General features: G+C 67.4%; 14 protein-coding genes, 1 rRNA gene and 1 riboswitch. Of the genes, 2 read left to right on the top strand and 13 right to left on the bottom strand.

All coding sequences use genetic code 11. The features are described from left to right. Window positions 1-6 precede the first annotated feature (6 nt). Window positions 7-119 (top strand): 5S ribosomal RNA (gene rrf, locus LK542_RS24440). Window positions 120-291: 172 nt separating this feature from the next. Continuing rightward, complete coding sequence (locus LK542_RS24445; protein WP_227813934.1) at window positions 292-1,599, top strand: metallophosphoesterase; 1,308 nt, start codon at window positions 292-294, stop codon at window positions 1,597-1,599. On the opposite strand, the gene LK542_RS24450 is transcribed toward LK542_RS24445, so the two are convergent. The 13 genes from LK542_RS24450 to cobT all read right to left on the bottom strand — a co-directional run bounded on the left by LK542_RS24450 (window position 1,593) and on the right by cobT (window position 14,651). Next, complete coding sequence (locus tag LK542_RS24450) at window positions 1,593-3,068, bottom strand: cobyric acid synthase (RefSeq protein WP_227813935.1); 1,476 nt, start codon at window positions 3,066-3,068, stop codon at window positions 1,593-1,595. The genes LK542_RS24445 and LK542_RS24450 overlap by 7 nt on opposite strands. Then, on the bottom strand, window positions 3,065-3,934 hold the full coding sequence (locus tag LK542_RS24455; protein WP_227813936.1) for a cobalamin-binding protein: 870 nt from the start codon (window positions 3,932-3,934) through the stop codon (window positions 3,065-3,067). Before LK542_RS24455 ends, LK542_RS24450 begins: the two co-directional genes overlap by 4 nt. Continuing rightward, window positions 3,931-4,911, bottom strand: coding sequence for a threonine-phosphate decarboxylase CobD (gene cobD / locus LK542_RS24460; RefSeq protein ID WP_227813937.1), 981 nt, complete (start codon window positions 4,909-4,911; stop codon window positions 3,931-3,933). The genes LK542_RS24455 and cobD overlap by 4 nt, the downstream gene beginning before the upstream one ends. Further along, complete coding sequence (gene cbiB / locus LK542_RS24465; RefSeq protein WP_227813938.1) at window positions 4,904-5,839, bottom strand: adenosylcobinamide-phosphate synthase CbiB; 936 nt, start codon at window positions 5,837-5,839, stop codon at window positions 4,904-4,906. Before cbiB ends, cobD begins: the two co-directional genes overlap by 8 nt. Continuing rightward, window positions 5,833-6,393, bottom strand: a complete 561-nt coding sequence (gene cobU / locus LK542_RS24470) for a bifunctional adenosylcobinamide kinase/adenosylcobinamide-phosphate guanylyltransferase (RefSeq protein ID WP_227813939.1) — start codon at window positions 6,391-6,393, stop codon at window positions 5,833-5,835. The genes cbiB and cobU overlap by 7 nt, the downstream gene beginning before the upstream one ends. Further along, the gene (locus LK542_RS24475) at window positions 6,390-7,685 is read right to left on the bottom strand and encodes a cobyrinate a,c-diamide synthase (RefSeq protein WP_227813940.1); all 1,296 of its coding nucleotides are present in this window, start codon (window positions 7,683-7,685) and stop codon (window positions 6,390-6,392) included. Before LK542_RS24475 ends, cobU begins: the two co-directional genes overlap by 4 nt. Continuing rightward, window positions 7,685-8,302 carry a cob(I)yrinic acid a,c-diamide adenosyltransferase gene (gene cobO, locus LK542_RS24480; RefSeq protein WP_227813941.1) on the bottom strand — a complete coding sequence of 206 codons (618 nt, stop codon included), beginning with the start codon at window positions 8,300-8,302 and terminating at the stop codon, window positions 7,685-7,687. The genes LK542_RS24475 and cobO overlap by 1 nt, the downstream gene beginning before the upstream one ends. After that, window positions 8,299-9,072, bottom strand: coding sequence for an ABC transporter ATP-binding protein (locus tag LK542_RS24485; protein ID WP_227813942.1), 774 nt, complete (start codon window positions 9,070-9,072; stop codon window positions 8,299-8,301). Before LK542_RS24485 ends, cobO begins: the two co-directional genes overlap by 4 nt. A 2-nt stretch (window positions 9,073-9,074) precedes the next feature. Further along, entirely contained in the window at window positions 9,075-10,097 is a 1,023-nt protein-coding gene (locus LK542_RS24490) for an iron ABC transporter permease (RefSeq protein WP_227803608.1), read from the bottom strand. Between the two features lie 18 nt (window positions 10,098-10,115). Next, complete coding sequence (locus LK542_RS24495; protein ID WP_227813943.1) at window positions 10,116-11,957, bottom strand: TonB-dependent receptor domain-containing protein; 1,842 nt, start codon at window positions 11,955-11,957, stop codon at window positions 10,116-10,118. A 67-nt stretch (window positions 11,958-12,024) separates the two neighbouring features. Further along, window positions 12,025-12,258, bottom strand: a riboswitch (cobalamin riboswitch). A 32-nt stretch (window positions 12,259-12,290) separates the two neighbouring features. Next, window positions 12,291-12,821, bottom strand: a complete 531-nt coding sequence (locus LK542_RS24500; protein WP_227813944.1) for a histidine phosphatase family protein — start codon at window positions 12,819-12,821, stop codon at window positions 12,291-12,293. Between the two features lie 3 nt (window positions 12,822-12,824). Next, complete coding sequence (locus LK542_RS24505; RefSeq protein WP_227813945.1) at window positions 12,825-13,604, bottom strand: adenosylcobinamide-GDP ribazoletransferase; 780 nt, start codon at window positions 13,602-13,604, stop codon at window positions 12,825-12,827. 12 nt (window positions 13,605-13,616) lie between these two features. After that, window positions 13,617-14,651: a nicotinate-nucleotide--dimethylbenzimidazole phosphoribosyltransferase gene (gene cobT, locus LK542_RS24510; protein WP_227813946.1), complete on the bottom strand. Its 1,035-nt coding sequence runs from the start codon at window positions 14,649-14,651 to the stop codon at window positions 13,617-13,619. Between the last annotated feature and the right edge of the window lie 330 nt (window positions 14,652-14,981).

Below are 14,981 nucleotides of genomic sequence, written 5' to 3' on the forward strand. Positions count from 1 at the left end.
TCAAAGCCTGATGACCATAGCAAGTCGGTCCCACCCCTTCCCATCCCGAACAGGACCGTGAAACGACTTTGCGCCGATGATAGTGCTGCAACCAGTGTGAAAGTAGGTTATCGTCAGGCTAGTTATAAAGCAGAGCCCGCTCAGTTAAGTCTGAGCGGGCTTTTTGCTTTTCTGCGCTCACCGGCGTGAGCTATACGTCACGCATGTAATGACATCTCGGCGCCGTCTTCCGATCGCTGAGCGCTCTTGCTGAGCTACACTGATTGTTTCCTTGGCTAAGCAAAAGAAGCAATGAAGAAGACCCGTGTTTATCTGGTTCGCGGCCTCGTGCTTAGCCTTTCCGCATTCGTGATCGCCATCGGTGTCGCACTCGCCAACGCGGACGTCGAGCTGACCGAGTCCGGCGCCCACAAGCATCTGCTTGTTCCCATCGGTCCCGCGACGGCCAAATTCAATACCTTTGCCGGCACCGGCGACAAGGTGCGCATGCCCGGCTTCCTCGACGGTCCGGTTGTGCGCAGGATTGCTGACGGCAGTTGGGCGGCGACCTGGTTTTGCGAAGACAAAGTCCAGAACCGGACGGGTACGGACGCCGAGCTGATCATCGATTGTGCCGGCAAGCGCCACATGTTTCCCGTGTCGCGGGCGCCGCGGGTACCCGACGCCGTGTTCGACACTCAGGGAGACACTCTGATCCTCAGCGACATCGAAGGCAATGTCCGCTTCCTCGACGCCGCCCTCAAGTCACTCGCTGTCACCGACGCCGACGGCAACTGGAAGTACGGCAGCAATCACCTCGTCATTGCCGGCGATGCGGTCGACCGTGGCCGCGACGTCTTTGCAGTGCTATGGCGGCTCTACGCACTGAGCCAGCAGGCCCAGGACGCGGGCGGCGCCGTGCATCTCGTACTCGGCAACCACGAGCAGTATCTGCTGCGCGGGAATACCTCGCGCGCCAACCGCGATCACCTGTATGCCTTGACCAGGATGGGCGGCCAGGCACAGGCCTTCGGCGCCGACACCGTGATTGGCCGTTGGCTGCGTCTGCAGCCGGTCATCATCAAGACCGGCCGCACCGTCATCACGCACGGCGGCGTCAACCCGCTGGTCGCCGACGCCGGCTTCACCGTGAATAACCTGAACAGCGCGATGCGACGCTACTGGATGGGCGACATGCCCGGCAAGGGGGAACTGGATGCGATCGTTGGTCCCGCCGGCGTCACCCAGTACCGTGGCTATCTCGAGGATGGCGAAGAGCGCTTCCCGCGCGCGACCGCTGCGCAGATCGACGATGTGCTTGCGCATTTCGGCGCGAAGACCATCGTTGTCGGGCATACCCTGGTGGACCGAGTGAAAACGCTGCACGACGGACGGGTCTGGGCGATCGACGTCAACAGCGACGAGGCCCGACCGGAAGCGCTCCTGATACGTAAGGGTGAACCAATGGTGGTGTCGACCGGCGTGGCGCGCCGGCTCAAGGAAGACGCTGCGCCGCGCATCACCCGTCCATTCAGCCTGTTCGCCGCCTCCGACCTGGCCATGCTCAAGGGCCTGATCGCGTCGAACTATGCGTTGTCGCAGATTCCCGTGCCTTACTGAGCGGCAGCCCTAGGCTGCATGACCGATAGCAGGCGCTCGAGCACCGGCGCGCTCGCATCGGCAATGCGGTCGATGCTCGCTTCGCGCAGCGCGGCCGTATCGACCACGTGATCGCTGCGCAGGCCGGCCCAGGCCAGCAGCGCCGCGCCGGCCTCCGGATGATCGAATACGCCATGCAGATAGGTGCCCAGCACCAGCCCGTCCTGCGAGCATGCGCCTTCGCCGCGCCCATCGATGACGAACGCAGGCTGCTCCATCGCCGTACCGCGCGAGACACCCATGTGGATCTCGTAGCCTCGTAATGCGAACGATGCGCCGCCGGCCATGCTTGCTTGTGCGCTGACCAGCGCCAGCCGCTTCTCCCGCGCAAGCTCGGTCTCGATGTCGAGCAGTCCCAGGCCTTCCGACACGCCGGCCGAGGCTTCGACGCCATGCGGATCCGCCACGCGACGGCCGAGCATCTGGAAGCCACCGCAGATCCCGATTACCTTGCCACCATAGCGCAGGTGCCGCGCCAGATGCGCGGGCCAGCCCTGTGCCTGCAACCAGGCGAGGTCGCCGCGCGTGTTCTTGCTGCCCGGGAGGATGATGAGGTCCGCCGCGGGAATCGCTTCGCCCGCGCGCACGAAACGCAGGTCGACGTCCGGATGCGCGCGCAGCGCATCGAAATCGGTATGGTTGCTCATGCGCGGCAGACTCGGCACCACGATGCGGAAGCGCCCGCGGCTCGACTGCGCCGGCTGCACCGCGTCTTCCGCGTCCAGGTACATCCCGTGCAGATAAGGCAGTACGCCCAGCACCGGCTTGCCAGTTTGCTGCTCGAGCCAGTCGAGTCCTGGTTCCAGCAGCTTGATGTCGCCCCGGAAGCGGTTGATCACGAAACCGACGATGCGCGCGCGCTCCGAATCGGACAGGCAGGCCAGCGTGCCGACGATGTGGGCAAACACCCCGCCGCGGTCGATGTCGGCAACCAGGATCACCGGGCAGTCGACCGCCTCGGCGAATCCCATGTTGGCGATGTCGCGGTCGCGCAAATTGATCTCGGCCGGACTGCCGGCGCCCTCGACCACCACCGCTTCGTATTGCGCCAGCAGTCGCGCATGCGACTCCAGCACCGCCCCCATCGCTACCGTCTTGTACTGGTGGTAGTCGCGCGCATTCATCTCGGCGCGCACCCGGCCGTGGATGATCACCTGGGCGCCGGTGTCGCTGGACGGCTTGAGCAGGACCGGATTCATGTCGGTATGCGGCTCGAGCCCGGCGGCGATCGCCTGCAGCGCCTGGGCGCGCCCGATCTCGCCGCCGTCGGGCGTGACCGCGCTGTTGAGCGCCATGTTCTGCGGCTTGAACGGCGCGACACGCACACCCTGGCGCCGCAACAGCCGGCACAGGGCCGCGACCAGGGTGCTCTTGCCGGCATCCGAGGTCGTGCCCTGCACCATCAGGGTACGGAAGGGCAGGGCGCTCATTTATTGCGGTGCTGGCGCGCCAGCTCGAGCTTCTCGCACAGCACGGCGGTCCCTGCGATCATGCGCGGTCCGGCGCGGTTGAGCAGGTTGCCGTCGACCGTGAACAGGTTGTCATTGCGCGTCGCTGTCAGGGTGGAATAGGGCTTCCACAGGGAGACGCCACCATAGTTCTTCTCGGCCGTGCCGAACACCGCTTCCGGGTCGGCCTGCAGGACGCTCTCGATCGACACGATCGGCGCGGTAACGCTCAGCGCGTCGAAGATGTTTTCGCCACCGCACAGACGCAGAGCATCCGTGATGATGTGCTTGCCGCTGAGCGTGTACAGCGGCTTGTCCCACACCTGGTAGAAGGTGCGTACCGGCGGGCGGCCGGCGTAGCGGGTACGCAAGCTGGCCAGCTGCTTGCGCAGCTCTGCCGCGGCGGGACCGGCGACCGCGTCGGTGCCCATCAGGTGGCCAAGCCGTACCACGTTTTCCGGGATGCCTTCCAGCTTCTGCGGATCGCTCAGGAATACCGGGATGCCGAGCTTGCGCACCATCTCGATCTGCCGCTCGGAGCTATTGTGCATCCAGGCGACGATGAGGTCGGGTTTCAGGCTGATGATGCGTTCCAGGTCGACTTCGCGGTTCGAGCCGATGCGCGGGATGCTTTTCGCGGCTTCCGGATAGTCGCTGTAGTTCACGGCGCCGACGATGCGGCTGCCGCCGCCGGCGGCGAACAGCACTTCCGTCACGTGCGGCGCCATCGAGATGACGCGCAGTGCCGGTTTGTCGAGCGTGACCGCATTCCCCGCGTCGTCGCGCACGGTGACTGCGCTTGCCAGCGGCGCCGCCAGCGCCGCCGCCCATACCCACATCCGTTTCATCGATTGCTCCATGCCTGAAGTGCCGTTTCCAGCCGTTGCCATTCCGTTTCGTTTGCGGGCAGCCCGAGCCGGATGCCGCGGCCGGCCTCGCGGAACAGGCGGCACCAGATCCCGTGGCGCGCCATGAAGCCGTGGAAGGCTTCCGGCTGCTCCTGCGCCCACCAGTGAAACAGTGGTGTCCCCGTCGCTGCGATCCCATGCGTCGCGAGCAGGCTGCGCATGCGTCCGCCCGCGGCCTGCAGCCGGGCGAAGGTCTCCCGCTGCCAGGCCGTGTCGCGCAGCGCCGCAAGTGCCACGCTTTGCGCCGGACCGCTGACGGCCCATGGCCCCAGCACATCGGCCAGCGCCTGCAGTGTGACTGCATCGGCGCCCACGAATCCCAGCCGCAGCCCCGCCAGCCCGAAGAACTTGCCGACCGAGCGCAGCACGATCAGGCCGGGCCGTTCCGTATGGGCGGCCACGCTCAGCCTTGGGGCGGTATCGCCGAATGCCTCGTCCACCACCAGCCAGCCGCCGCGCTTGCCCAGGCGGTCGGCCCAGGCGAGCAAGCGCTCGGGGGCGATCGTTTCGCCAGTCGGGTTGTTCGGATTGACCACGACGAGCACATCGCTTGTATCGACCGCAGCGTCCAGGTCCGCATAGGTGGCCAGGGTCCGCAGGTGCCCGTGCTGTCCCCATGCATGTGCATGCTCCGCATACGAGGGGGCCGACACCGTGACCCGCGAGGGCGCGCGCAGCCGCGGCAGCGCCTGGATCGCGGCCTGGGTGCCGGCGACCGGCAGCAGGGCAGGGGCGCCGTAATACGCGCAGGCTGCCGCGACCAACTCCGGGTTTGCCTCCGGCAGGCGATGCCACGCATCCGGTGCAAGCATGGGCGCCGGATAGCCGTGCGGGTTGATGCCGGTCGACAGGTCGATCCAGTCCTCGCGCCCATACCGGTGCGCGGCCTCGCGCAGGTTGCCGCCGTGTTCAAGCATGCAGCACCCACAGGATGGCCGTTGCAGCGATCACGCTTAGCCACAGCAGGGCCGTTCGCCACACCAGGCGCCAGGCGCGCACGATATCCGCCGCAACGGCTTCCGGACCCGCGCCCAGCGGAGGACGCTGTTCGAGCTGTCCGTCGTAGACGGCCGCGCCGCCCAGCGATATGCCGAGCGCACCGGCGCCGCTTGCCATCACCGGCCCTGCATTCGGGCTGCTCCAGGCCGGGGCCTGGATGCGCCAGCATTGCCAGGCGCGTGCGCGGCCCGATCCGGCCAGGAGCACATACGACAGCGCGGTCAGCCGCGCAGGCACATAGTTGAGCACATCGTCAATACGGGCAGCGGCGCGGCCGAAGAGATTGAAGCGCTCGTTGCGGTAGCCCCACATCGCGTCGAGCGTGTTGGCAAGCCTGAACAGGACGGCCCCGGCGCCGCCGGCCACCAGGAACCAGAACAGCGTGCCGAACACGGCGTCATTGCCGTTCTCGAGCAGCGACTCGGCGCCCGCTTTGGCCAGATCCGCTTCCTGGGCGTCGTGGGTGTCGCGGCTGACGATCCAGGAGGTGCGCGTGCGCGCTGTCGGCAGGTCGCCCGCGCGCAGGGCCTCGACGATCGGCAGGGTATGGTCGCGCAGGCTGCGCAGGCCGATGCAGGCATACAGCAGCAGCGCATGCAGCCACAGTCCGGCGTGCGCCGCTGTCAGCCAGGCGAGCAGGGTGAGCGGCAGCACCGCCAACATCCAGGCCAGCAGGCCGCGCGGTAAGCGCAGGGCGCCGCGGTTCAGGCGGTGCTCGATGGCCGACGCCAGCCTGCCGAAGCCGACCAGCGGGTGCCAGCGGCGTGGTTCGCCCAGCAGCAGGTCGAGCACGACACCGGCCACCAGCAGGATGGCCAGTTCGGGCAGCGACAGGCCGCTCAGCATGTGGAGCCTTTGAGCACCAGCGGCAGTCCGGCGGCAACGAAGACGGCCCGGTCGGCGCGTGCGGCCACCGTCTGGTTCAGGCGGCCCGCCTCGTCGGCAAAGCAGCGCGACACCGCACCCCAGGGCACGATGCCCATGCCGACCTCGTTCGAGACGAACACGAGATCGCCCTCGACACCGCCCTCGAGCAGGTCGAGCAGCGCGGCATGCTCGCTGTGGAAGCGCTCCGGCAGCGTCACTTCGCCGACATCCGGCCATTCGCGGCCGTCGCAGAACATCAGGTTGCTCAGCCAGAGCGTCAGGCAGTCGACCAGCACCAGCCGGCCGGGCGCGCACTCCGTGCGCAGCACGGCGGCCAGCGCCAGTTCCTCCTCGACCGTCCGCCAGCCGGCCGGGCGGCGTTCACGATGATGCGCAATGCGGGCCGCCATCTCGGCGTCGCCCGCGCGCGAGGTGGCGACATACACGATCTCCTTGCCGGAGGCATCGGCAAGCCGTTCGGCATAGCCGCTCTTGCCCGAGCGCGCCCCGCCCAATACCAGGGTCACGCTCAAGGCGCACCTCCGCCGAACAGCGCGGCGATTGCCGGCGGGTTCGAAGGAAAGTAGGCGTGGAAGTAGGACGCGGTGAGCGAGCCGATGCGGTAGACCGCTTCGCCCTGCGCGCCGTTGCCGGTCTTGACGGTGTACGACTGGGCCGGCACCGGCGTCTCCAGCAGCGAGTAGTGGAAGGTATGGCCGCGCACCGGGCCCTGGTCGGTGGGCCGGGCATGGGCGCCGAGGCCCGCCAGGCGCGCCTGCATCCGCACTTCGCCCGGCAGCAGCCCGGCCATGGGCCAGCGCCGGCCTTCCTTGTCGGTCAGGCCGTCGGCCAGCACCATCATGCCGCCGCATTCGGCCAGGATCGGCACGCCGCGGACGTGGGCCGCATGGATCGAGGATTGCCACTGGCCGGCGCGGCTCAGCGTTTCGCAGTGCAGTTCCGGATAGCCGCCCGGCAGGAACACCGCGTCCGCGTCAGGGGGAACCGGCTCGTCCGCCAGCGGGGAAAAATAGCGCAGCTGCGCCCCCATCGACTGCAGCAGGTCGAGGTTGGCCGGATACAGAAAGCAGAAGGCGGCGTCGCGCGCGATGGCGATGGTGTGTCCGTCGAGCGGACGCCCGACGTCTTGCCACTCGGGCGCCGACGGCGCCAGCAGGGGCAGCGCGTTCCAGGCGTCTTCGTTGAAGTGCAGCCCATCCGCCAGGCGGTCGAGCATTGCGTCCAGGCCCTCGACTTCGCCGGGCAGGACCAGGCCCAGATGGCGTTCCGGCAGCGGCGTGTCCTGGCGCGCCAGCCATCCGACCAGGGGGATCTCGCGCAGTGAAGACGCCACCATGTTGGCGTGGCCTTGGCTGGCGATGCGGTTGGCGACCACGCCCGCCAGCTCCACCGGCCCATAGTCGCGCAGCCCGCGCGCTACCGCACCCACGGTCTGCGCCATCGCAGAGGCGTCGATCACCGCCAGCACCGGCACGCCGAATTCGCGCGCCAGGTCGGCCGCCGAGGGGGCGCCATCGTACAGGCCCATGACGCCCTCGATCAGGATCGCATCGCTTTCGCGCGCCGCGTCGTGCAGGCGACGCCGGCATTCCTCGACCCCGACCATCCACAGGTCGAGCGTATGCACCGGCGCCCCGGATGCGCGTTCGAGCAGCATCGGGTCGATGAAATCCGGCCCGCATTTGAAGACCCGCACGCGCAGGCCCTGGCGCAGCAGTTTGCGCGCCAGCGCGGCGGTGACGCTGGTCTTGCCCTGGCCGGAGGCCATGGCCGCCACCAGCACGGCGCGTGCGCCCTTGTCCATCACCACTCCGTTCCGGCCTGGGCCACGATGCCCGCCTTGAAGGCGTGCTTCACCACGTTCATCTCGGTGACCGTATCGGCCACCGCCACCAGTTCCGGCGGCGCGGCGCGTCCGGTCACCACCACGTGCTGCATCACGGGACGGTCGAGCAGGTCGGCGATCACCGTGTGCACGTCGAGGTAGCGGTATTTCAGGGCGATGTTCAGTTCGTCCAGCACCACCATGCCGTAGGCCGGGTCGCTCAGGAAGCGCCTGGCCTGCTCCCAGGCCTCGGTCGCCTTGGCGATGTCGCGCTCGCGGTCCTGGGTCTCCCAGGTATAGCCTTCGCCCATCGCATGGAAGCTGACTTCATCCGGGAAACGGCGCAGGAATTTTTCCTCGCCGGTGGACATGGCGCCCTTGATGAACTGGACCACGCCCACCTTCATGCCGTGGCCCAGGGCGCGCATCACCATGCCGAAGGCGCTCGAACTCTTGCCCTTGCCGTTGCCGGTATTGACGATGATGATGCCGATTTCCTTGTCGGCGGCGGCGATCTTGGCGTCGATGACGGCTTTTTTCCGCTCCATGCGCTGGCGGTGGCGTTCGTTCAGTGCATCGATGTCGTCCGGATTCATGGCGTGGCCTCGAAAGGTAGGAAAATGCGGCGGCCGCCGTGCTCGATCATGTCGATCGGGTGGCCGAGGTAGTCGCCCAGCAGCACCGGCTGCATGGTGTCGTCGACGGGACCGGCCTGCCAGCGGCCGTCGCCATTGAGTAGCAGCGCGTGGGTCGAGATGCGGTAGGCCAGATTCAGGTCGTGGCCGATCATGACCACGGTCTTGCCCTGTTCGCGGCACAGCCTGGCCAGCAGGGCCATGACGCTGACCTGGTGCGCCAGGTCGAGCGCGTTGGCCGGTTCGTCCAGCAGCAGCAGCTGGGTGTCCTGGGCCAGCAGCGCCGCGATGGCGACGCGCTGGCGCTCGCCGCCCGACAGCGTGCGCACGTCGCGCCCCGCCAGGTCCGCCACTTCCATCTGTTCGAGCGCGCGCATGGCGAGCTGGTGGTCGTCGCTGCCTTCCCAGTAGCGGTCGGCGTGATAGGGGTGACGCGCCGACAGCACGGTTTCGATCACGCTGTACGAGAACGCGTCGTGGCGCGACTGCGCCAGGAAGGCGCGGATGCGCGCCAGTTGTTCCGGCGCCCAGGCGTCCAGGCGGCGGCCGCCGACCAGCACGGCGCCGGCGTCGGGACGGTGCAGGCCTGCCAGGGTGCGCAGCAGCGTGCTCTTGCCGGCGCCGTTGCGGCCAATGATGCTCCAGCATTCGCCGGGCCGCGCGGCCCAGTCGAGCTGGCGGATCAGCGTGCGGTTACCGACCTTCAGGTCGAGGTGTTCGGTCCGGATCATGGTCATTTCCTCAGGCGGTGCAGCTGGTAGAGGAAGACCGGGGCGCCGATGATCGCGGTGATCGCGCCCACCGGCAGCTGTTGCGGCGCGATGATGGTGCGTGCCAGGGTATCGCACAGCACCAGGAAGCTGCCGCCGGCCAGCACTGCCGCCGGGATCAGGACCCGGTGGTCGGGACCGAAGGCGAAGCGGCAGGCATGCGGGACGATCAGGCCGACAAAGCCGACCGAGCCGGCGCTGGTCACGGCGCTGGCCGTCAGTACGCCCGATACGAAGAACAGGCCCTTGCGCAGCCGGCCGACGCGGATGCCGAGCGTAGCGGCGGCTTCGGCGTGCAGCGCGACCACGTTCATGGCGCGCGCGCTGCGCAGGGCATACAGCAGGGCGCCGCCGAGCACCAGCCAGGGGGCCAGGCGCAGCGGGGCGCCGGCCAGGTCGCCGATCATCCAGAAGATCATGCTGCGCAGCCGGCCTTCCGGCGCGATCGACAGCATCAGGGTGACCAGGGCCATGCAGGCCGAGGACAGGATCACGCCGGTGAGCAGCAGCATCGAGGTGCCGCCTTCGAGCGCGAGTCCGCCGCGCAGGTCGCGCCGCGCCAACAGGTAGAGCAGCATCGACACCCCTACCGCGCCGGCCAGCGCGGCCAGGTCGACCACCAGGGCGGTGGCCATCAGGAGCAGGGCGAGGAGGGCGCCGACCGAAGCGCCCGCCGAAATGCCGAGCACATATGGGTCGGCCAGCGGGTTGCGCAGCAGCGCCTGCATCATCACGCCAGCCAGTGCCAGCGCGCCGCCGGTGACGAAGGCGGTCAGCGCCCGGCTGGCGCGCAGCTCGAGCAGCGAGGCCGCCAGGCTGTTTGCTTCGCCGTTCGTTAGCTGGCGCAGCGCGTCCGGCACCTCGGCCAGCGGCACGGCGACCGAGCCCGTCATGCCGGCGAACAGCAGGCTGGCAAGGGCGCACAGCAGCAGCACGCCGATGACGAGCGTGGCGCGCTGGCGCTGCGAGTTGGCTGGGTGATGCATGCGTCTCCTCTTGGTACGTCAGCGGATGCCGTAGCGCAGGCCGGCGAACCAGGTACGGCCGCTGGTGCCGTAGTTCCGGGCCAGCTCGTAGCGCTTGTCGGCGACGTTGTCGACGCGCAGCAGCAGCGACACATCAGGCGTGAACTGCCAGGTAGTGTACAGGTTGAGCAGGCCGTAGCCGCCCAGGCGATTGCGGTTGGCCGCGTCGTCGAAGCGCTCGCCCGAGAGCTGCAGTTCGGCGCCGGCCTTGAGCGCACCCCAGCTGCTGTCGGCCATGAAGGAAGCGTGCTTCTTCGCGCGGCGCGCCAGCTGCTTGCCGGTGGTCTCGTCGGTCGGGTCCTGCCAATCCAGGCTGCCGCGCAGCGTGACGCCGGCGACAAGTGCCTCGGCCGCCAGCGTCACGCCTTCCAGTTTGGCTTCGTTGACGTTGTAGGCGCAGCTGCCGGCACGGCCCGGGCAGGGCGTTGCGGAGACGATCATGTCGGTCAGGCGGTTGCGGAACCAGGTGGCGTCGAACTGCAGCCTGCCGGCATCGTAGCGCAGGCCGGCTTCAAGGTTGCGGCCCTTCTCTGGACGGTTGGTCGGCAGGCCGTATCCCGGGTAGTACAGCTCGTTGAAGGTCGGCGCCCGGAAGCTCGAGCCGACGCTGGCCGTGGCGCGCAGGCCCTTGCCGAAGTTGTAGCCATAGCCGGCGGCGCCGGTGTTCTTGTTGCCGTAGACCGAGCGGTCGTGGCGGGCGCTGGCATCGAACAGGTGGCTGCCGCGCTTGGCCGAGTAAGCCGCCGCGTACGAATTGGTCGTGCGGCTGCGTGACAGGTCGGCGGTGGAGCTGGACTCGACTTCTTCCTTGCGGTGGCTGTACAGCAGCTGCAGGGTGTCGGGGCCGAGGGCGATGGTGTTCTGCCAGGTCAGCTCGTCCTGCTGGGTGTCGATCTGGCTGGCGCCGGATGCGGCGGCGCTGGTGAAGCTGCCCAGTTTGTCGTCCGAGCGGGCGAACTGCAGGGTGCTGCGCCAGTTGGCCGTGAACTGGCTGGCGACGTACACCGCCGCGGTGTTCAGGTCCTGCTTGTTGTTGACGTCGTAGGGGCCGGCGCCGCTGTCGTACTGCGCGCGCAGGTCGCTGTGCAGGAATTGCGCGCCAATCTCATGTCCGGGAGCCAGCGTATACGACAGCTGGCCGTTGGCGTTGCGGCGGCGGTAGCCGTCTTCGTCCGGGTTGAAGCCAAAGGCGCCGGGACGGGTGGCCGAGAAGCCGTCCGAGTCTTCGTAACCGGCGCTGAAGGCATAGCGCAGCGCATCGCCGGCGCCATGCAGGCTGGCGTCCGCCTTGCGCGTGGCATTGCTGCCGGCGCCGACCGCAGCGCTGACGGTGGGGCTGCCATCGCCCTTGCGAGTAAAGATCTGGATCACGCCGCCGATCGCGTCGGCGCCGTACAGGGTGCTGAGCGGACCGTAGACGACTTCGATACGCTCGATGGCGCCGAGCGGCACTGCGTTCCAGGAGGCGACGCCACTGGTGGACGAGCCGATGCGCACGCCGTCGAGCAGGACCACGACCTGGTTGCTGTTGGCGCCACGCAGGAACACGCTGGTGGATGCGCCGGCGCTGCCGTTGCGGGTGATTTCGATGCCGCGCTGGCGCCGCAGCACGTCGGCCACTGAGCCGGCGCCGGAACGGGCGATCTCGTCGGCATGGATGACGGTGGTATCGGCGATCACGTCGACCGCGCGTTGCGGCATGCGGTTGGCGGTGACGACCACGGAGTCCAGGGTCTGGGCGAAGGAGGGCGAAGCGAAGGCGAGTGCGAGCGCGGATGCGAGCGAACGCGCGGCCGCTTGCCGTGTTACAGGAAAGTTCATGAATAGTTCACATCAAAGACAACCAGCCGACGTCCCCGTAGGCCAGATTGAACAGAAACGCACCGTTGGCGCGCTTCCACCTTTTGGCCGGTATCCGGGCTGGCAAGTCTGGCCGTCCGACCTTCCCATGCGTTCGCACAGTGGTCATGGAAGACGGTTTGCCGCGCTGCTGATTCAGCATGCGCGGTACTTGCTTACCGTTGCGGGGGCAGCACACGTTGGCCTTGTTGAAGGGCTTCGTGTTTCCCGTTTAACTGCGGTCGTGGACACGACCGCGAGCACCAAAACGCCGCCATTATAAAGGAGAAACTGCGGCACGGTGGTGGAGCGTTGTCAGTCTTTCAGCACGATGACTTCGCCGTAGGCGATGCGGTGGGCAGTGTTTGCGGCGCGCAGCGCAGCTTCTTCGAGCGTGCCGCCGGCATGCAGTGCCGACAGCAGGCGGATGGTGCCGGCGTGGCAGATGACGAGGGCAGGGTGCTGCAGCTCCTTCCGAAACGCAGCGACGCGGCGGGCTACGTCCAGCACGTTCTCGCCGCCGCCGGGACGGTAGTGGAGGAGGTCGGCGGTCCAGGCATCGACCTCGGCGCGCGGGATCGCATCCCATCCCTGCATCTCCCAGGCGCCGAAGTCCATCTCGGCCAGGCGCGCATCGAACGTAACGGGAACGCCGAGTGAATTGGCGAGCATGCTGCAACGTGCGAGCGGGCTGGCGTAGATGGGCAAGGCGCCGGGGAGGCCGGCGGCGCGCAGGCTGGCAACGACCCGGGTGGTCGCTTCGATAGATGTCGAAACGTTGGCCCTGCCGTAGCAGATCCCGGGCGCGATCTCCGGCTGCGGGTGGCGGACCAGGACCAGTTCCATCGATCAGGCCAGGGCGCCGTGACCCAGGGTGGCCAGCACGGCGAGATAGATCACGACTTCCGCCAGCTGCTGCACGGCGCCGAGGCAGTCGCCCGTATAGCCGCCGATGCGGCGCGCGAATTTGCGGGCGAGCCACCAAGTGGCAAGCGCGCTGGCGATGCATGCCGCGAGCACTGCGCGTAGATCGAGCGCCGCCGTTGCCACCAGGAGGGCGGTGGCCAGGGCGACCGTTACCGAGGCGATGATAAACTCCGGCGTCGTCATGCGTTCGGCCAGCGGCTTGGCCTTGCCTTCGGCGCGCGCATATTCCATGCGCCAGATGAGCGAGGTCGCGGCCAGGCGCGATAGCGGATGCGCGAGCAGCAGCGCGCCGATGGCGCTGGCCGGCGGCAGCATCGCCAGCGCAGTGCACTTCGCGCCGAGCATGCACACGACGCCGATCGCGCCATAAGCGCCGACCCGGGAGTCCTTCATGATCTCGAGCACGCGCTCGCGCGTCATGCCTCCGCCGAGGCCATCGCAGGTGTCGGCGAAGCCGTCTTCGTGAAAGGCGCCGGTGGCGTAGATCGTCGCCGCGGTCGAGAGCACGGCCGCAACGGGCGCCGGGAAGAGATACGCCGCTGCGGCATACACGCCGGCGCCGATCGCGCCGACCACCAGGCCGACCAGCGGGAAGTAGCGTGAGGCGTGGTGCAACCACTCCTGCTCGAAGCCGACCCAGCGCGGAATCGGCAGGCGGGTGAAGAACTGGACAGCGATGAAGAACAGGCGCAGCTGCTGCATGTTTTTATTCACTCACTGCGAGCTGGTGCTGACCTGGGCCGAAGCGAAGGTCGCCATCTCGCCCAGGAAGTTGGCGGCTGCATGCAGCAGGGGCAGGGCAAGGGCGCTGCCGGTGCCTTCGCCGAGGCGCAGGTCGAGCTGCAGCAGCGGCTGGGCGCCGAGCGATTCGAGCATCAGGCGATGGCCGTTTTCGTTTGAGCAGTGGGCGAACACGCAGTAGTCCAGGATCGCGGGCTGCACGCGGGCGGCGACCAGCAATGCGCTGGTGACGATGAAACCGTCGATCAGCAGTACCTTGCGCAGTTCGGCGGCCTTCAGCATGGCGCCGGCCATCATGGCGATCTCGAAACCGCCGAAGGTGGCCAGTACGTCGAACGCATCGTTCACGCCGGTATGGCGGGCGACGGCGGCTTCGATGACCTGCTGCTTGCGCTGGACGCCCTCAAGCGACAGCCCAGTGCCGGCGCCGACGCATTGCGACAGCGGCAGCCCGGTGAGCTTGTGCATGATGGCCGCAGCCGCGGTGGTGTTACCGATCCCCATTTCGCCAAAACCCACGACAGTGCCGGGCAGGTCCCGCACCAGGGCCATGCCGTGTTCCAGCGCGGTCTCGAGCTGCGGACGCGACATCGCGGGTTCGACTGCAAAGTTGCGGGTGCCTGGCGCTACCTTGCGGTCGAGCAGTCCCGGACGCTCGCCAAAGTCGTGGTTGACGCCCGCATCGACGACATGCAGCGCGCAGCCATTCTGGCGGGCGAACACGTTGATGGCCGCGCCATTGGCCAGGAAGTTTTCTACCATCTGCCAGGTCACGTCCTGCGGATAGGCCGAGACCCCTTCCGCTACCACACCATGGTCACCTGCGAACACCAGGATGGCTGGATTCGCAATACGCACAGTCGTCGAGCGCTGGATCAGTCCCAGCTGCGCCGCCAGGGTCTCGAGGCGGCCAAGGCTTCCCAGCGGCTTGGTCTTGTTATTGATGGCGTCGAGCAGGGCTTGCTCCAGGGCCGCGTCTGCGGTCGGCGCGATGTGTGGGAGGTGCATTTCCGGAACAATAAGGTGGAAAAAACGCGACGATAGCATAGTCGCAAGCGTTGTAAGCGCCGTCGGGCTTTGTTATAGTCTCGTTCCTCCGACGCACAACGCAGCCTTTTTGGCAGCGAACGCGAAAGAGACAAGGGGTTGACGAGTTACGCGAAACACTGCATAATCTCACTTCTCTGCTGCTGACGAACACAACGCTTCGCACGGTGCAGCAAGGTAGTACAGAACAACGGTTCTTTAACAATCAACAGTCGATAAGTGTGGGCGTTTGATGAAGGTGCCAGCTGACTTGTTCAGCTGCATACTTAAATTATCAAATGTTCACAAAAG

It is taken from the genome of Massilia sp. IC2-477 (assembly GCF_020707265.1).
Taxonomy (GTDB): Bacteria; Pseudomonadota; Gammaproteobacteria; order Burkholderiales; family Burkholderiaceae_D; genus Telluria.